We start from the raw sequence: 18,759 nt of genomic DNA on the forward strand, positions 1-18,759 counted from the left end.
ACTGAGCGGACGGGATAGTGGGGGGAGGTTTTGCTATGAGTAGTACTCCTCCCTTCTAAACAAAAAAATACCCAGAGGGCCCTACGGCTGTTTCCGAAGAAACAGTCCGCAAGGGGTCTCTGGGTTCTGCCAACGAATTCCCGAAGGTCTTCGTTCGGTCTATAGATGGCGTATCCCGCCACGGGATACCGTCAATTTCTCGTATCCACCTTCGGTGATCAGATACGTGTCTTCAATCCCGACGACCCCGCGCCCGGGGAAGGTGAACTTGGGCTCGATCGCGATGACCATGCCAGGCGCCAGCGGGTACTTGAAGCCTTTGGCGAGAACGGGCAGCTCGTCGATTTCGAGCCCGATCCCGTGACCAAGGAATTTCACTTGGTCAGCGCCGTACCCCATGAAGTGGGGGCTAAGCCCCGCTTCACTCACTTGATCCAGCGCGAGCAGATACAGATGCTCGGCGATCTTGCCAGGCTGCAGCCTGGCTTCCGTGGCACGGAGGACCTCCTCCGCCACGTCATAGGCTCGCTGCAGCTCAGGGTCTAGATCGCCGATCACGAGCGTGCGCGTCTGATCGATCAAGTACCCGTCGATGGTGCAACCGATATCGACGAGGATCGGATCGCCGCGCTGAATCAGCGCGCGGCCTGAGCTTTGCGGGCTGGACGGATGAAGCCCCGTGCCCCCAGCCGGCCCGTCAAAATAGGTGGGCACCGCTGCCGATGCGCCTGACGCGACCATTCCGGTGATTAACTCGGAATTATACGCGCGCATACGCATCAGCCCTTGGTGCCCGCTCAGCCTGAGCTGATGCTCAATGAGCGCCATCAGCTCAAACTCCGCCATCCCCTCACGAATGTGGGGGATGACCGCCTCCAGCGCGTCGTCCACGACGCGCGCTGCCGCTCGAATCGCCGCGACTTCGTCCGGCGATTTGATCATGCGCTGCTCTCGCACGAGCAGTGAGCCGTCCTCCCAGACCGCGCCGGGCAGCGCGGTCTGCAGCTTTACATAAAGCTGGACGGGTAACACGTCCAGCTCCATCGCCACACGCAGCGGCTCACCCGCCGCTGCGCCTCCCCGCGCGCGAAGCCGCTCGCCGAGCGTCTTCCAAGAGCCGAGCGCTTCGACGGCCGCTGCTGCTTCCTCCTCCGCTCGGACCAAACTCCGACGAACGAGATAGATCGCTTCGCCCTCCGTGGGAATAAATAAAAACCCTGTCTGCATCGAGCCGCAGTAGTAATATATATCGACATTCTGCGTGACCAGGAAGCCTGACCATCCACGCTTACGCATCTCATCTTGCAGCAATCGCTGCCTTTGCTGAAAAATTGTCATTTTGAGCCACTCCTATTTCCCGTCATTCACACCTTCTCCCATTATACATTGAAATAACCTCTATCGCACAATCGTCGCTGCCTCCTCTCCCTTAATAAACCATCTCCGCAGAAGACTTAATCACCCACGTAATCGGCTGCAAAACCGCATAAGTCCGCGGAAACTCCAACCGGATAAACATAATGACCCCAGGTCGCTCCAGCGTGACCGAGTAATCCAAACGATCATCCTGATACATGTAAGGAAACACGGTATCTTCATTCACAACCTTAAATAACTCAACCACCACTCTACTCTTCAAAAAAGTGTCAGGCAGCGGCTCATTATCCTCATTTAATCGTAGATTCGCTTGTAGATAGGCCAGCGCAGCTTCCCTTGCTTTCGTCTCATCAATCGAATGAATCCCTTGTGCCAGCTTCGCCCCATCACTTTGCTGGGCTGCCGCATGCACCGCATCATTCAACCCATGCTTTCCTTGAAAGACGGTATGCATCGCCAACTCTTCATCTGTTTGAAGGGCATACAGCGACATGAATACCACGCTCATTAACACCATTAATAGCAGCTTGTACACGCCATTCCCTCAACTCTCAAGGCACATATTCACTCATTTTCATGCCCGTTGCTCCCATTCGATCAGAAGCAGATGGCACTGTGATACCAACGAGCTGATCGATAACAAAAAGCCGGTGATACGGATACGTCATCGTTAACCGCAAGCCCGTTCCTCTCCAAACAGGTGCACTTGCATCCATCCCAGCTACCCCCGTGTTGGTGGCAACCACGTACGCCAGCTCGCTGGCGACGAAGCCTCTTTCCTCCATACGCTCCCTGGATTCCGCAATCATCGCTGCATTGATATATCCACGACTGCCACTTGCACCAACCTCAAGTAAATAATCGACTTCCTTTTGCAATACAGCCTGCCGAACAATAATAACGTGCTTGTACACGGGGGCGAACATGAACCAACAAAGCATTGTCGCAAATAGAATAAACACCAAGATCTGCTTCATGGATTAATCCGCTCAATCGAACCATTAATCCTAGCTCCGCTATCACTCACCTGCCTGCGTGTCCCCGTACTTCCCCCTACAATATCCATATAAATTCCGATGACAACAATCATCAGCAGCACCGTGACAAGAATCGATCTCATAGACAACAAACCATATCTAAGGTTGAAGAGCATTTATGTTCGTATTGGCAGTCGTTCCATGGGTTCCGATATTCTTCCTCATCCCTGTTGATCCATCATTAATAATCGTCGTAAATAAGAGTGCCACCACAATCATCATCATTACCGTTACCAAAATATTTCTCATCTTCTCGCTCTCCCATCGCTTTTTAGTTAATAGCGTCAAATAATCGTTGTCCTTCGGCAATCCATGGGTACATAAATACCCGAAATGTATTCAGAATCGGTAGTCCTGCCAGAACAAACAGCACATACGATACCGTTTCCTTCTTACTATCACGAATCAATTCCATCTTTTCCTTGTAATCTTGAATCCGCTGCTTCAGCAGTTCGTAATAGCCGCTATGTTCATTCAACCGGAGTGCATTCAGCGTTTCTCCAAAGCTATGCGCTTCTTCTGTGCCAAGTCTCATTTTAAAATGGGAAATGGCCTCTTCCGCTCCCTGATACCACTCATTCAGCAGCAGCTGAACATGGGCGCGAATTGACGTCGTTTGACCGACGCATAAGGACAATTTATCGTGCAAATTTAAACGTGAATCGTTATAGTACAAGAGCTGTCGGCTAATCGCATAGATATCTCGAACAATGCGCTGAGATCGTTTTTCTTTTATCTGTATGAGCACTTTCCTGTCCCAAAATAAGAAGATTGACGTCACCACAGCGCCAACAAGCACATAAACGGGCTGCACATGCAGGGCAAACCATGGATGCCTGAAAGCTGCATACGACATACATCCGATTAGCAACGCTCCACCAAGAAGCAGCCTTCTGGCAGCCTCGTACAAGCTAGCATTCAGCCAAAAGCCGCACGCTAACAGCAGTTGTCGCTTTTCCTCCACCTTTTTCGCGCTCATCCCTAACATCTGATATAACCAGGGAGGAATTTGGGCTTCTCTTAATGCACTTGTCACTTGCCAAGCTCGCCATCTTCTCTTGCGTGCCGGGATCAACTTAAGTCCGTGGTAGATCATCATCATAAAAAGAATAAATAATAGCAACCGAGAGGCATACTGTAACATTAACAGCTGGGTATTGACCAAAATCACGGTATTAACTCCTCACATTCTTCGCATTGATAAGTAAATCCCCATCAAAAACGAGACAAATATTAGTAAAAGGGCATCCAAAATCATATTCCTACCCGCTGGGTCTACCACATAATACAGATAAGCATTATCCGCATTCACTTTGAAATTAATCCACATAAACAAGGCTAGAAACCCAATCGGCGTAAAATTCGCAATCCGTATCTCCAACAGCCGATTTCTTTCCATTTGATCGAAACGTTGCGCCTTGCGCATATCCGTGATAAGCTCCTTCAAGCTATCGCCAACAAAACTGCCTTCTTTCAACGCAACCCGCATAATGCCGGTAAAATAGTCCGCCCAGTTATGGCCGAGCGTAAGAGAAAAGATCCGTAAACTCTCTTCGGTATCCCGTTGCGTCATTAAATGACGATACAATTGCTCAAAAACAGGCTTTATCGGATAAAGAATACGATTTTCCTCTAGGCAATACTTTAAGGCAATTTTCATATTTTGATTCGGATCCATCATGTAGTACTGGTAAAAGACTTCCACAGCGGGCAGAAACTCTAATCTCGTCTGCAATCGGACACTAACCAGCTTCACTCGGAGCAATAAATACGGCAGTGAACTGCCAATCGTCGTGATAATAACTGCTCCTTTAACCGTTGCAAAAAACAAAATCCCCGCCAACAAACCAGATAACATCCCAATGACACTGATCGTCAACATCGCCCGCATACTCAGTTTAGAGTCGATAGATTCCAGCAAATCTTCAATATGTTTAAAAGCTCTGCTATTTTTCTCCAAATATGCGCTTAATCTTGCACCGACTGTGGCATTTTTGACATAATGCAAACGAAATCTTGCCTTCCGTTGGCGAACCAGGACCTCCAGAAGGGCTTGGAAACCTACATATACAAGTATAAATAACAACAAGAGAAAGACATATTTGGCGAAAATCACTCCCTTAAATCGCCTTCTTCCCCTTCTTTTTCGATAAATCCGTGCTGCATCAACAGCGAATAACTATCCTCATCTGCCCTTCTAATTCTTCGCGATGCATGAAGCGACAATTTCCCGGGAAATGTCCATTTGTCTGTCGAGTTGTCATAACGTGCTAGATTCGTGACGAAAACGCATTTATCTTCATAACGATATTCGACGATTCGTACTATCTTTCTTTTGCCCCGAACTACCCGCATTTCGATGCCGATATGTGTCACAAATTCCGTAATCCGCTTCGTCAAACGCTGCGAGTTCATCCCTCTGCCATCCAGCATGCACATATCTGTGATCGCATCCGGCACATCCTCCAGTTCACTCACGTGGACGGTCGTCAAGCTGCCTTCATGACCGCGTGTACAAGCGCGAACATATAAATTCGCATCCTCGTCCCGGATCTCCGCATGACAAATCCGTTTCGGAGACTGTCTTAACGCCAGTTTAAAAGCCTGCAAACCCGAGTGTTTCGGATCTTCTTCGTCAATTTCGTATTCGACGATATTTTTATACGGGAAATCTCGCTTTAAATTCAATTCAAATCGAGATTCAATCGTGATAATACGCTCGTTATCGTCCATTTCAGCGATGATCGCTTTGATTAAATTTGTCTTTCCGGAGTTTGTCGGTCCAATAACGACCAGATTGAAATATGTGCGGATGAAACAACGAAGTAATATCTCCATGCGGTTATCCATTGTAGCGAGGTCTGGCGAGGTTAGTGAGGCTAAATCAAATCTTTTTACCGTATAAAATCGGATCGTTAGGGTCGGTTCTGCCGTGAACCCAAAGCCCGTCATCGTCACGCGTGAGCCATCTTGGAGTACAACCTCGGCCCATCGTTTTCGGGGGTTCAGCGTATCATGGTTAAATAGCACAAGATTTTGTTGAATTCGCTCTAATTCACGGATAGATGGCAGTTCATAGTGAGAAGGTCTGGCCATTCCGCCACGCACCTCAAAAATCTGCCTCCCCACAACCTGAATCTCCTCCAGACCTTCCTTCTGTTTAAGAACAAGTTCAAGGACATTTAAGCCAATAATTTCGGCAAAAATCGCCTCTGGCAATGTCGTATACCCGCTCGTCCGAGGCGGGATGTCGGAAAGTCTTCTTTTCGACACGAGGTCGTGAATAATCGCCAGCAGCTTGCCTCGATCTTCTTCATAGCCCAGAATGGCGCGATTCAGCGTCTCATTATAGAGCTGCTTTTCGCTCTCCGACCGGCCTTTCAGGGAAACGAGCTCACTGCGAATTTCTTGCACCCATTGTTGAAAAAGCATCTCTTCGCCCAATGGCTCTTGGTTATTTCCATTTGCCCGAGCATCTTGCGTGAGTTCTCCCGGATCTCCCGTAAATTCTCCTAAGCTACCTCTTTCGTTCGCTTTATGCAGCCCCGTAACTGCGTGTGAACCCGAAAAATGCTGTAAGCCTACTACAGCTTCCTCTGTCCTGCGTTCATGCATATAGGTAATCATCGAGAACCTTTTTCCGCTCACTCCCTTCACCTCCTGTGATTGATTTAACTGACCGCACGTTTACCGGCGATAAGTTTTTGAAACCACGTTTCTTCCCGGATGTTCATCTTTCTAGGCAGCTTATAAAAATCGGCAAACTTACGTGCCACAGCTTTCACCTCATGATGCATCGAGTGGCCAGGGCTTAGTAACTCCATCAACTTCCCTTGGTTACAGCGAGCGAGCGCATCCGCATGTCTTGCAACATGTCCAATGAGATGCAGCTGTGTTTCTTTGCGAATATCTTTGATCGTAAATTCACTCTGCTTCGCATGTCGATCCGTTTGAACAGCCATCAACTCGAAAGCATCGGGCTGCAAGCCAAAAACAGACCCAACCTGCCTAATCCACCTCGAGAAATCCTCTTGGAAATGGGCAATATCTCCTGTCGTGACGACGATTTTACTATCTGCTTCGAGCAACCCGCTTACTGTTGCCGCATTGTCCCAATACGCACTCACCTCAATAATGCAGATGTCAAAAGCGCCTCGCGCCACTCGCAGCAAGTGAATGATCTCCGCTGGTGTAAAGAACTCAGCCTGCTCACGCAGCATATTCCCGTATAAAATGTGCAGCCCATGCGCCTCCTTCGGCTTATCACACACATGCAGCAACCGCTCCGGTGTTAGGCTTTGCGCCTTCAGCTCCGCTCTCAGGCCATCCAGCGTAAAAAAGTGATCCTCCCGCCCCAAATAGCGATGCAGCTTGGAACTTTTGAGATTTAGACAGAGATAGCCGACCTTCTTCGATGTCTCCATCGCTAACATGCACGCTACGCCATATGACGCTAACGTCGTGCCAATATTCGGTGTAGACCCAACGAAAGTAATTAATTTACCCGACAGCATCTGCTGTGAATGGCTGCCATTCATCCCATCGACCCATGCTCGAATATCGTCTGCAATCACAGCCGTACTGCGACCCGGCAAAATATAATCCAGCTGCATCAACTTGCACATTTTCACATATTTCTCATTGATCGAGGCCTCATGATAATTGGAAAGCAGCACAATGATTTTCATAACAGGATCTTGCCCCTGCAAGCCCTCAAGAAGCTCCTCAAGCTCCCCATACGATAGATCTCGATCCGAAATAATGACGTGTGAGTAACTATCACTTACCGTTCCTTTAGGTAGTAAATCATTCGCATCTGAAAATATTCGCCATCCAAATGTCTGGGCATAAACGACATTCGTAAGCTCATCAATCAATCGCTGATCCGTCGAGACTAAGCCGATCTGCACCTTGCCTCACCTCTCTCTTTGAGCCTTCATGGCTCATTCCTATTCTTAATCTTAGTTTCAATCCCTCTTCCCCCACTCCCTACTTATCTGTAAGGATCGACGTCGAGCTGAAGGCGATGACCAGTTTCGCTTTTTTCGAGGAGCACAGCTGATCGATTTGAAGCCATTCCTTCTCCGTTAAATTCAAATTAATCTGGTCAATCGCGCCATTGGCTTCCATCCGAGAGGTGTACATCTTTTGTTGATCGCCGTCGACCTTAGATAGGAGATTAGAGTTCTTAGGATTGTCTACCTCCACATTGGCTGAGGACTTTACAGAAGCAACTGTAATTTCTTTTTCATCAAAAATCCTTCGTGAGCTTCCATCAGTCCCTGACACATAGATACGAACACGATCGCCCGCACGGATGCCATTAGAAACAGAGAGTAAATATTCCTTAGGAATTTGAAAAGTCGCCTGTTGCTCATTCGGCAGTAAGTGATACCGATTCATTTTCCATTGTAAAATCGGTTCTTGTGTACCTAGAGGAATCAGAGATTCCTGACCCACAACATCACTCGTCTGCGTCATCATCCCCTCCGTATAGCCCCCTTTCTGTATTGCCCGGAGCTCGACCATATCATCACGAATCAACTGCCCCGCACGAATAAAATCCTTCGGAACCACGACCTGAACCGTCTGCTGCATCTCGACTTGGTTCACTTGCAGTACATACACACCATACACCAGCAGTCCTGCTAGCACCGCAGCAACTACACTAATCAGCAGGCTTCTCCTGCGATTCAATCGATCACCTCCTCTCAATCCCAAAACAAAAAGAACGCAAACCTCGGAAAACCATCTCCGAAATTTGCGTTCTTCGCAAATCAAACTATACTAAGTTCGAAACAATATAATTAAAATATCATATTAACTTCCAAATTTCAACATCTATTTACAGAATTCTGTCATCTTTCATTTACGGTGTACAAGCTACCCCTCTACTCACACTATCCCTTTGACTCAGAAATACTAGCATCTCTATCAATTGACAACTCTCCCTGTACCTAACTGAATGAAACTTGAGCCATGAGTATATTCCTTGGATTACTTCAACATAAGATAGCTATTCGGACTATCCCTTCCACTCAGGAGATTAATAGTATTCACTTTTACAACAGTCGGCTCCATTTCCCAACTTATACAACTCCGTTAATCTTGTAGATAACACAGAAATTCGATTCGAACGATCCCGCTTACTCCGCCATTGCCCAGTTAATCTTGTAGTTACGTCAGAATTTCGGGTCAAATGACATCTCACTTCTACCCTCGCCAAGGTAAGCTTGCAGATACAACAGGATGTAAGTTTGATCGACGTTGGTTGGCTTTCAGAATTTTTTTCCGTTAAAGGTATAGCGTTACTTGATACGTACTAATTAACCCGCAGCTAAGTCGTATGAAATTGAAAAAAAAGGGTATACAGCTTAAGGCTGCATACCCTCATTAATTTCATTCATTGTTGGCAGCGCAGGAATGGCCCCCCTGCGTGTGGTGGTGATGGCGCCGACGCGGTTGGCGAAGGCGAAAACACGCTCTGCCGCGCCTGGCTCAGCCAGCGCGTCCACGATCGTGGCTGGCGTAGCGTCCAGCGACGCCAGCTGAAAGAGCATGCCGCCGACGAAGCTATCGCCGGCGCCCGTCGTATCCACGGCTGCCACAGGCACGCCGGGGATCACGACATCCTGCCGCGCGGTTACGACGCGGCAGCCCTGCGCCCCCAAGGTGATAACGATCACCTTGGGCCCGCTTTGCAGCAGCTGCTGCGCACCTGTGGTCGCGTCAACACCGAGGAGGAATTCGATTTCCTCCTCGCTGACCTTGACCACATCCGCCAGCCCTAGCTGCGCAAGGATTTCCGTCCGAGCCGCATCGGCGCTCGGCCACAGGGCTAACCGGACATTGGGGTCGTACGACACCAATGCACCGTATTCTCTTGCTCGCCGCGCAGCGTCAAGCGTGGCGGTACGGCAGGGCTCGGCGATCAGGGACACCGAGCCGAAATGATAGACCGCGGCATCTTCGAGCCACTGCGACTCGACTTCGTCTGCGCGCAGCAGCATGTCCGCCGCCGGGTCGCGGAAGAACAAGAAATCGCGCTCACCGTCCGCGCGCAGCGAAACAAATGCCAGACCGGTCTTCGCCTCATCGGTCTGGTGCACAGCCGTTTGCACGCCAACGTCCTGAAGCGTGCGCACCAAGTAATCGCCGAAGGGGTCTCGGCCGATTTTGCCTATAAACCTTGCGTCGCCGCCCAGTTTGGCGACCGCCGCTGCTACATTAGCCGGCGCTCCGCCCGCCGCCCGGCCGAATTTGGCCACGTCAGCCAGCGCTTCGCCATTGACCTCCGGCACGAAATCAATCAACAACTCACCTAAGCATACGATGGTGCTTTTCCCCATAACGACCATTCCCCTCTATGTGTGATAGCCTAGCGCAAGCATAATAAACGATGTCGTTTGTCCAATTAAGGTTTCCATATTGGGTCGTTCATCTGTAAACAATGGTTCAAAAAACTCCCTCTGCTTATAAAAGAACATCGCCCCTAGTACGAACATCAACGTGCTATCTAGCGACTCAAAATGGAAGAAACCCTCTTGTCTACCCTTGTCCAATAAATCTCTGACTTTTTTCCACAGTGGAAAAACCAGCTCTCTCATTTCCTCCACACGTGGAGTAATCATGATAATTTCCATTTGAATGAGGCTGATCATCTCAGGATCCGCGTTTCGCATCTGTATAACTTCTTGAATAACGCGCCGCATTCCTTCTAAAGGATCTTCGACAGCATTGAAATCCACTAGTTTGCCATGTGGAAAAAACTGCCGAAAGATCTCATGGAAAACGCTCTCTTTTCCACCAAAATAATAGGAAACCAGAGCCACATTGGCCCCGGCCTCCTCACATATTTGACGAACGCTAGTTGCATCGTAACCATGCTTCGCGAACAGCTTCTTCGCGGCTAGCACGATTTTCATTTTCATATCTGAATCATGTTGAACCATGCACTGCGTCCTCCTAAATTAAGCGTTAAGCGAAGTCTGGCTGACGGCTGGTTTTACCTTTTTAACAACTACAACCAGCATATCAATGACGAGCGCAACTCCAGCAATCAGTAGTAAATAGCCAACTTCGCTGCCTACATCGGGCCCGCCGAATAAAATGTTCATCAACCCATTCACCGCGTAAGTCGCAGGAAAGAAATTGCTGATAGCATGATAGAAATTCGACAATAGCTCTCTTGGCACAATCGCTCCAGAAGAGACCAGCTGCAACGATAACATCGCAATGTTAAATAGCATACCTGCGTTCCCAAACAATGTCAAAAACATTTGTGCAACCAACGCGAAGGTTAATAAAAATAACGATTCGAAGCCCCAAAGTGCGGCAAAGCCTTTATCCACATGACCTCCTAGCGAGACGACCATGATCGCACTAATCAGTCCAACAACAACTGCAGCGATTACCGTGATGATGATCCGTGCGGCCATTTTTTGCGTTTTGGAAAGGGAAGCCCCAATGAGATTTGTAGAAACGCTGAAGTTCATACCCATGATCATCGTACCTACGATTGAAGCTAGCACTAGCATCATAGGCAGCATTTGGTTCGGCATATCCTTCACTTTGTTGGTGCTTTGAATGTCCGAGCTTACTTTGCTCGCTAGCCCTTGTGCAATCTGTGCCGCTTGATCAGCGGGAAGCTGCGGGTTCATTTGTGTGAGAACAGCGGATGCGCCTGCCGCGACAGCCTCTTTATTTACCGTAGCCGTAATGTTCCCCGCCACAGCCTGCATGATCGACTTGGTCATGGACGGGTTTGACTCATTCACTGTGTAGGCAATGGGTGCCGTTTGTCCGGGTGTTTGCAGCTTTTTCGAAAAATCCGGTGAAATATGCATAACCATCTGCACGTCACGCGCATTAAGCTTATTCTGTGCTTCCTCATTTGAAGCGATTACCTCCGTTTGGAACGGAAGATTGCTCTGCAGGTTTTGCACGATTTTACTGCCCATAGCTTGATCTTCATTAACGATGGCAATCTTCAAATTCTTCGTATTATCGGATACTCCTGCATACCCCGTCATCCAGATGATACTAAATAGCAATTGAAACGTAATCGCTGTGATGATCCCTACTTTGGTTGTTCCTGGTTTTAAAAATGCAGCTATTGCCTGTCTCATGTAACCACTCCTCTTTATTAAACAATCATTTAAAACGATTGTTTAATAATATGGTGAATAAGGCTAAATGTCAATAATGACTTGAGACTAAAATACGATCAACTGCAACATATTGGAACTGACCTCCGTCTGATGGATTGTCAACATGATTGACGCTACATTTTGAACATCGGAAGGAGCCTTATCATTATGAAGAAGAAACTAACTGTTATACTAACTTTGGCTGGGTTACTCGGCACAACAGCCGCTGTCGGAGCTGAGAGTCTGGTAGAAAAGGTCACAGGTTACTTGCAAAAAGATGTAAAGATTCTTGTTAACGGACAAGATAGTGCGCTAACGCCTGTTTATATTGATGGCAAAGCGTACCTCCCTGTGCGCGACGCTGCGACTCAACTTGGATATACGGTGAGTTATGACGAAGCGAATAAAGAGATTGAGCTAAACGGAGCGGAAGCGGCTGACCTGATGCGTTCATCGGGTGTGATCGTCAGCGTACAAGCTAAGGAAGACGGTAATACTCGCATTGAGCTGCTCGGCAGCACATGGGTTATTTTAACTGTAGATAAATCGACTACGATTAAGAGCTTAGACGGCAAAACGCTAACTGCAGCCGATCTTAAAGCCGGTACTCAAATCGATGCTGCTTTCGGTCCAGCAATGGCGATGAGCTATCCGGGTCAAGCCCATGCTGTAAGCATTAACGTCCAAGCAGACCGATTGGTCAAAGAAGATACGATTAAAGAAGTGAAACATACGGATGACGGCTGGCAAGTCCAATTGGGCGATAATCTGGTACTTAACGGTGGTAAAGAAACGCGTGTCCTGACGTCTCAAGGAGAATCCGTGAATTGGGAAGATCTGAAAACTGGCATGAAAGTAAAAGCCTACTATGGTCCAATTGAAACGAGAAGCCTGCCTCCACAAAGCCCAGTATTCCTTCTCGTTGTTCCGGCTCAATCGTCTGTAACAACCTCACCGAAAATGCCGCCAGAGACAGCGCAGGAATACCGTAACTTGGCATGGGCGCAAGTGAAAGAACAAGCGTCCCATATTACAACTAAACAAGACGAAGCAGTCGTTCAAATCGTTTCCTCGAAAGAAGTTAGCGTAATAGCTTCCACTGACGAGCAGAAGAAATTGCTCGCAGACGTTCAAGCTGCAAACGGCAATTTCCTGACGGTTACTTACAACACAGATCAAGATCAGCTTCTTGGGCCGTTAACAGCTGTGTTCGATTTCAATACAAAAGCTTTTGTTGGCTTCAACATTAGAAAATAAACGAATGCTAACTAGCCATGAAATTCAACCTCCGTTGAATCTCATGGCTTTTATTTTCACATATACATTTTTTATTAGTTACTAAATTAATGTAATTAAAAATTAAAATAGGGACCGTCAGACTGCGCGGCAGCTGGCGATCCCACTATTGAAGTACCATCGCTTTGTTACTTATCCAACACCAGAGGTTTTCATAGGCCAAATCACTCGAAAAAGGCAGTTCAGTTAACTTTTCAACCCGGTCAACGTGATTCCCTCTACAAAATACTTTTGACCAATCAGGTAGAAAATGACGCCTGGAGCAAAGGACAGGCACGTGGCCGCCATCGTCAATGACCAATCTTGCTTTAATTGACCTTTAAAATTGGTTAGCCCCAACGCTATGGTGAATTTATCGCTCGAATTAATGTAAATCATCTGTTGGAGCAAATCATTCCATAAGCCGATAAAAATAAACAATGCGACAACGATCATAGCGGGCTTGATCGCCGGCATAATAATGTTGAACAAAATGCGGAAGTACCCGGCGCCGTCAATCGTTGCCGCTTGGTCGAGTTCTCTCGGTATGGAGAGAATGAACTGCCTGATCAAAAAGATATTAAAAGCGCCGCCGCCGCAAAAATACGGCAGAATCAATGGCAGATAGCTGTCATGGAGCCCCAACCCTCGTGTCCATCCAATATACAGGGGAATGAGCGTAACCATGGCAGGCAAGAGCATAGAACCGACGCAAAGGATCCAGATCAATTGTTTGCCCTTAAACCGCAGCCTTGCAAAGGCATAACCGCACAAGGTAGCCGTGAATGTTCCCGCCAAACACGAAGGAACGATAATTACCATTGTGTTCCATAAATATCTCCAAAATTTAAATATCTTTAACGTTTTTTCATAATTAGAAAACAACCAATTTTTCGGTAAGAGAGATGGCGGGTATTTGTAGATTTCGGGATTCGTCATTAGAGACGTACGAAATATCCACCAGATCGGGAAGAGCACGATGAGGGCTAGTACAATGACCACTATAAGCGTAAGCACGTTCATCATTCGTTCACTGCGTTTCTTGCTCTTCAATCTGGCATATACGACTTCGCTCATTTATCTTCGTCTCCTTCGGAAAAGATCCACCGTTTCGACGTCTTGAACAAAACGGCAGTAAAAGCGGCAAGTATGGCGAAAATAATGAAGGTCGTCGCACAGGCATAACCCAGCTTGTAATTGACGAAAGCTTGATCATACATCAGGTATGTCATGAATCGGGAAGAATTGCCTGGTCCCCCATTGGTCAGAGCTAGGGCCGGCGTAACGACTTGGAGATTAGCGATCAGGCTCAATAGCAGGTTGTAAAAGATGATCGGCGTCATGCAAGGCAAGGTGACATGCCGGAAGCGATTCCATCCGTTCGCGCCATCCATTTCAGCCGCTTCATGATAGACACTCGGCACGCTTTGAAGCCCGGCCAAAAAAATAACGATTAAGTTCCCCGACAGCCAAACCGCAATCAAAGAGAGAGAGGGGATGACGTAATTGGAATCCGCAATAAAGAGAACTTTGTTCAATCCGATTGTGGAGAGGAGATAATTGAAGAAACCAAAATTCGCCTCGTACAGCCAGGACCAACCTACGTATATAGCGGCAGCAGGCAACACGAAAGGCACATAGAATACAGCTCTGAAAAAACCTCTTGCCGGAATTTTACGGTTCAGGAGCATGGCGACGAAAAGTGAATAAATCATGCTTCCGGCTACGGATAAAAATGCGAAGTAGAGCGTCGCTATAATGGAATCTTTAATATAAGGATCGGTGGTAAATAGCGTTATATAATTACTGAAGCCGACGAATTGGGGATTTTTAAGTCCCGTCCAATTCGTCATACTGATGCCCAACACGCCAAGAAGAGGCAGATAGGTAAGGAAAATCAGTCCGAGTATTGCCGGAATCATGCATATGTAAGCAACGCGTGCTTCGCTTGAATGCAAGCGGGAACGGCGTCGCTGAGGTTTAGTAATGGGTTTAATAATGGTCTCCATATCTTTCTCCCCACCTCATATTTGAAGGATGACCGTCGCTTGCTTGTTCTTGGCGGTCATCCTTCCTATACGTTATTTTGTGCCTTTATTCGCTGCTTTCAAAGCTTGAAGATTTTTGGTAATGGCGTCCTTGGCGGTCGTTTTCCCGGTCCATACATCCCCCAAAGTCGATCCCAACAAGGTGTTAAAATCTGTCGTATGATTCGTATAGAACCAAGAAGCCGGTCTCGCAGCTGAGGATTGCGCATAATCAACTACAGCGGACTTGTATTCGTTATAAGGAGGGAAGTTCGGATTGTCGACCCATTTATGTGTAAGCGTTTCATCCGTATACCATTTTTTCAGTGTTGGCATCCAAATGCCCGATGAGATAAGTCCCCAGTTGTTTTCTTCGGCATTGTACCATTTGAGCCATTCCATCGCTTCTTTCGGATGCTTTGTCTGGGAGAATACGACATTGGCACCGCCCGTGTTGAGGGTAACCTTATCCTTCAAGTAAGGTAATACGGCTACGCCATATTTCAGTCCTGCATCCTTAGCCGCATTCAAGCTAGTTCCTACGTTCCACGCACCGTTCGTAGCCATGGCAACCGTTCCAGCAATGATAGTACGCTGAATACCATCATCGGTCTGTCCGACAGACAACGGGGCAACATGGTCTTTCAAGTACAGATCCGCGACTTTTTGAATCGCTTCCATACTAGCATCTTCCCCGATTCTCACCTCTGTGCCGTCAGCCGAATAGAAGCCGCCGCCATTACTAATCACCCAGGCTTCCAATTGCCATGCCAGATTTTCGACGGATGCACCATACTGAACGATGCTTTGCGCATTGAAGCCTGCCTCGTCAGGATGCTTGCCATTCTTGTCAATCGTTAGCTTTTTGGCCGTTGCTACGAATTCATCCCATGTCCATGCTTTATCTAGTGCGGATGGAGGATAAGGTACCTTGGCTTTGTCAAACATGTCTTTGTTGTAATAAAGAAGGAGGATTTCATTGGCAGCGGCATAGGCTACGGTTTTGCCTTGATATTTGTACGCTAGGCTATCAAGTGGCTTGCTGTCACTTCCTGCGTACATAGAACTTACATCATTCAACATGCCATCAGAAGACCACTGGATGACGCCATCTTCTTTTAAAATCCCCGTATCCGGCAATTGACCCGCCGTTGCCTGCGTATTCAGCTTGGTCATGTAGTTTTCCCAAGGAATCGCTTGTACTTTGACTTCGATTTTGTCTTGGGAAGCATTAAACTTGTCTGCAGCTTCCTGAGTTTTGTTTCCTTCAGCCTCGCTTCCCCACATCGAATAGGTAATCTTAACCTTCTCTGTGGAAGGAGCCTTCGTCGCCGTTTCCGGTGCTTTCGTGGCCGCTTCTCCAGTTGGTGATGCGCTCGGTTTATCGTTATTCGTGGAGCATCCTGCCATCATACTTAAGATCAAGACCATAGACACGCTAAACATGAATCCTTTTTTCATTGTCTTCACATTAACCCCTCCATCATATATAATTCGTCGTCAGTCCTTGATTCCTCCCGCGTTGGCAGGGATTATTTCATCTGTCTATAAGATGGTTATACTGTTGGCTGCTCCCTTCCCTCCTTAACCAGAGTCACCAATCGTTATTTATTCTTGCACCTCATGAGGGTAAAACCGTATTTTCTCTGATCCACACTCTCATCTCGCCACTTCCTCGGTTCGCCCAAGCAAAGTAAGGGATGAATCGGGCAGTTGTCGCTTCTAAATGATCCTCGGCATTCATCCGGTACAGTCGATCCTTCCAGCCTTCGTCTTGGATCCGATAAGCGGTTAAGTCGATGGTAAGAAGTCCGCCTAACAAGCTTTCATCGAAGCTAACTTGATCTTCGAAGCCCGGACGGATAATCAGCTTATGCAGCCCTCTGCCATTGTCGGCTTCCTCCAGGCAGTACACCATCGGCCCTCGCTGAATGGCGACCATACCTACGGTCTCTCGAATTTCCGGATTGCCTTTCATCGGACTAACGTTCATCGGTAGAAGCAGATCGACGATATCGCCGGCGTTCCATTCCCGTTCGAGATGAAGATAACCGTTAAACAAGCGCATATCCGATTCCACTACCGGTTGCCCGTTAACCCTGACATTCCAAGACTCACACCAACTTGGTATCCGAAGAGCCAACGAGAAGACTTTGGGCCCATCCATCATCAGCTCGAATCTGATGTTACCGTTCCAAGGCAGCTCGGAATGTTGGGTGAGCCTAACGGTGCTGCCATCTACCTCCACCATGACTTGACTCCCAATATATAAGTGAGCATAAAGGGCATGCCCATGGAACGAGTAGATATAGCTGCCGAGAGAGGCAAGCAGTCTAGCGATATTAGGCGGGCAACAAGCGCAGCCGAACCATCGCTGCCTTTCCATTTTCACATGATCGAAATTCCGATTCTTACCGCTTGCATCAGGCCAAGCTTCCAATGGATTCACGTAGAAGAAGTGCTGTCCGTCGCGAGACATTCCCCCGATAACGGTGTTATATAGCGCTCTCTCCATGACGTCCGCGTATTCGCTTCTCGGCTCGATCTGAAGCATGCGCTGTGCGAAGAAGATGAGACCGATTGATGCGCACGTTTCAGCGTAAGCGGTATCATTCGGCAAATCGTAATCGAGCGTAAATGACTCGCCGTAAGACATCGAGCCGATCGATCCCGTAATGTACATTCGCTTGTTCACGATATTATGCCAGAGAGCCCGGCATGCCTTCAGCAACTCCTCGTCTCCAGTCGCAGCAGCGACGTCGGCCATACCCGTACACATATATACGACCCGCACCGCGTGACCCTCAGCCGTCTGCTGCATTCGAATCGGGATGTGCGCTTGACTGTAAGATTTGTCCTTGGCGATCTTCAGCGCTTGGAAATGTGTCTCACCATTGCGGCGATCGAACTCTAAGTCGTAGAAGTGGGGACTCTGCCCTCTCTCGTCCAAGAAGAACTTCGCCAACTTCATATACCGATCGTTCGAAGTGGCTCTGTAGAGCTTCATTAGCGCCAGCTCGACCTCTTGGTGTCCGTCATACCCTTTGATCTTTCCATCTTCGGGACCGAATGTCGCATCGATGCAGTCGGCAAGCTTGCAAGCCACGTCCAAAATCTTGCTCTTCCCTGTTGCCTTCTCATAGGCGACCGCCGCTTCGATCAGATGGCCCGCGCAGTAGAGCTCGTGGCACTCCGCTAGGTTCGTCCATCTGCCTGCCGTTTCTTTCAATGTAAAATAAGTATTCACGTATCCGTCCGCATGCTGCGCCTTAGCGATTAGATCGACGACTTCGTCCGCTACCTTTTCCAGATCGGGATCCGGCATTTGCTCTAAAAGATAACCGACGGCTTCGAGCCACTTGGCCACATCGCTATCTTGGAACACCATGCCGTAGAAGTCGCCCTGCTCCAATCCGGCAGCAATTCTGAAATTCTGGATGGCGTGACTCGGCTCGTTACCTTCGATTCGGTCATTAAGCGCCTCCCACTGGTAAGGAACGACAACATCGCGAATCAATGAAATATAAGGGGACCAGAATTCATCCTGGATGATCACGTTCTTCGATTGAACGAGTGTTGAGATGGATATATTACTCATCAAGTATACCCCTTTACTTTTATCAATTCCGCCTTTTTTTGAAAGCGCTATATTTATAATACATGGGATATCATAGTTTTAGTTAAGCATTATCAACCACTTTTTTAAAAATTACAACCAATAGAAAATATCCCAAATGGGACCTCTTCTTACCTTTTCTCTCACCACCGATTCCTGATTTCATAGATTGTGGCATGCGTTCTTCGGCGAAGGGGAGAGATTTATTATCCGGAATAATACCTAATCTCTTACGTTTTTATATCAAATTGCGGCAAATTCTGTACAAGTTGACATGC

At 47.8% G+C, this 18,759-nt stretch carries 18 protein-coding genes; 1 reads left to right on the top strand and 17 read right to left on the bottom strand.

All coding sequences use genetic code 11. The features are described 5' to 3' along the window. Window positions 1-159: 159 nt before the first annotated feature. From A8709_RS12425 to A8709_RS12475, 13 genes are all read right to left on the bottom strand, one after another. Window positions 160-1,338 carry a M24 family metallopeptidase gene (locus A8709_RS12425; RefSeq protein ID WP_065852721.1) on the bottom strand — a complete coding sequence of 393 codons (1,179 nt, stop codon included), beginning with the start codon at window positions 1,336-1,338 and terminating at the stop codon, window positions 160-162. A gap of 91 nt (window positions 1,339-1,429) precedes the next feature. Beyond that, entirely contained in the window at window positions 1,430-1,885 is a 456-nt protein-coding gene (locus A8709_RS12430) for a hypothetical protein (RefSeq protein WP_244163171.1), read from the bottom strand. 43 nt (window positions 1,886-1,928) lie between these two features. Then, a complete protein-coding gene (locus A8709_RS12435; RefSeq protein WP_065852723.1) occupies window positions 1,929-2,354 on the bottom strand; it encodes a hypothetical protein in 426 nt (141 codons plus the stop codon). Further along, window positions 2,351-2,497, bottom strand: a complete 147-nt coding sequence (locus A8709_RS34515; RefSeq protein ID WP_167357068.1) for a hypothetical protein — start codon at window positions 2,495-2,497, stop codon at window positions 2,351-2,353. Before A8709_RS34515 ends, A8709_RS12435 begins: the two co-directional genes overlap by 4 nt. A gap of 16 nt (window positions 2,498-2,513) precedes the next feature. After that, a complete protein-coding gene (locus A8709_RS34520) occupies window positions 2,514-2,663 on the bottom strand; it encodes a hypothetical protein (protein ID WP_167357069.1) in 150 nt (49 codons plus the stop codon). A gap of 22 nt (window positions 2,664-2,685) precedes the next feature. After that, on the bottom strand, window positions 2,686-3,585 hold the full coding sequence (locus tag A8709_RS12440) for a hypothetical protein (RefSeq protein WP_084224878.1): 900 nt from the start codon (window positions 3,583-3,585) through the stop codon (window positions 2,686-2,688). Window positions 3,586-3,597: 12 nt separating this feature from the next. Next, entirely contained in the window at window positions 3,598-4,422 is an 825-nt protein-coding gene (locus tag A8709_RS12445; protein ID WP_141692514.1) for a hypothetical protein, read from the bottom strand. Between the two features lie 104 nt (window positions 4,423-4,526). Next, the gene (locus A8709_RS12450; RefSeq protein WP_065852725.1) at window positions 4,527-6,062 is read right to left on the bottom strand and encodes an ATPase, T2SS/T4P/T4SS family; all 1,536 of its coding nucleotides are present in this window, start codon (window positions 6,060-6,062) and stop codon (window positions 4,527-4,529) included. Window positions 6,063-6,085: 23 nt separating this feature from the next. Next, complete coding sequence (locus A8709_RS12455) at window positions 6,086-7,324, bottom strand: CpaE/TadZ family protein (RefSeq protein ID WP_084224879.1); 1,239 nt, start codon at window positions 7,322-7,324, stop codon at window positions 6,086-6,088. A gap of 79 nt (window positions 7,325-7,403) precedes the next feature. Beyond that, a complete protein-coding gene (locus A8709_RS12460) occupies window positions 7,404-8,111 on the bottom strand; it encodes a CpaB family protein (protein WP_065852726.1) in 708 nt (235 codons plus the stop codon). A gap of 677 nt (window positions 8,112-8,788) precedes the next feature. After that, on the bottom strand, window positions 8,789-9,763 hold the full coding sequence (locus A8709_RS12465; protein ID WP_065852727.1) for a PfkB family carbohydrate kinase: 975 nt from the start codon (window positions 9,761-9,763) through the stop codon (window positions 8,789-8,791). Between the two features lie 15 nt (window positions 9,764-9,778). After that, on the bottom strand, window positions 9,779-10,366 hold the full coding sequence (locus A8709_RS12470) for a TetR/AcrR family transcriptional regulator (protein WP_065852728.1): 588 nt from the start codon (window positions 10,364-10,366) through the stop codon (window positions 9,779-9,781). 18 nt (window positions 10,367-10,384) lie between these two features. Then, window positions 10,385-11,542 carry a YhgE/Pip domain-containing protein gene (locus A8709_RS12475; protein ID WP_065852729.1) on the bottom strand — a complete coding sequence of 386 codons (1,158 nt, stop codon included), beginning with the start codon at window positions 11,540-11,542 and terminating at the stop codon, window positions 10,385-10,387. 189 nt (window positions 11,543-11,731) lie between these two features. On the opposite strand from A8709_RS12475, the gene A8709_RS12480 reads away from it, so the two are divergent. After that, window positions 11,732-12,820 carry a stalk domain-containing protein gene (locus A8709_RS12480; protein WP_065852730.1) on the top strand — a complete coding sequence of 363 codons (1,089 nt, stop codon included), beginning with the start codon at window positions 11,732-11,734 and terminating at the stop codon, window positions 12,818-12,820. 225 nt (window positions 12,821-13,045) lie between these two features. Here the strand turns inward: A8709_RS12480 and A8709_RS12485 are convergent, their stop codons facing one another. The 4 genes from A8709_RS12485 to A8709_RS12500 form a co-directional block, all read right to left on the bottom strand. Beyond that, window positions 13,046-13,915, bottom strand: coding sequence for a carbohydrate ABC transporter permease (locus A8709_RS12485; protein ID WP_065852731.1), 870 nt, complete (start codon window positions 13,913-13,915; stop codon window positions 13,046-13,048). Continuing rightward, window positions 13,912-14,847 carry a carbohydrate ABC transporter permease gene (locus tag A8709_RS12490; RefSeq protein ID WP_065852732.1) on the bottom strand — a complete coding sequence of 312 codons (936 nt, stop codon included), beginning with the start codon at window positions 14,845-14,847 and terminating at the stop codon, window positions 13,912-13,914. Before A8709_RS12490 ends, A8709_RS12485 begins: the two co-directional genes overlap by 4 nt. A 72-nt stretch (window positions 14,848-14,919) precedes the next feature. Beyond that, the gene (locus tag A8709_RS12495; RefSeq protein ID WP_065852822.1) at window positions 14,920-16,326 is read right to left on the bottom strand and encodes an ABC transporter substrate-binding protein; all 1,407 of its coding nucleotides are present in this window, start codon (window positions 16,324-16,326) and stop codon (window positions 14,920-14,922) included. A 160-nt stretch (window positions 16,327-16,486) separates the two neighbouring features. Further along, complete coding sequence (locus A8709_RS12500; protein ID WP_065852733.1) at window positions 16,487-18,463, bottom strand: glycoside hydrolase family 127 protein; 1,977 nt, start codon at window positions 18,461-18,463, stop codon at window positions 16,487-16,489. Window positions 18,464-18,759 lie beyond the last annotated feature (296 nt).

The organism is Paenibacillus pectinilyticus (assembly GCF_001700435.1).
GTDB lineage: Bacteria > Bacillota > Bacilli > Paenibacillales > NBRC-103111 > Paenibacillus_E > Paenibacillus_E pectinilyticus.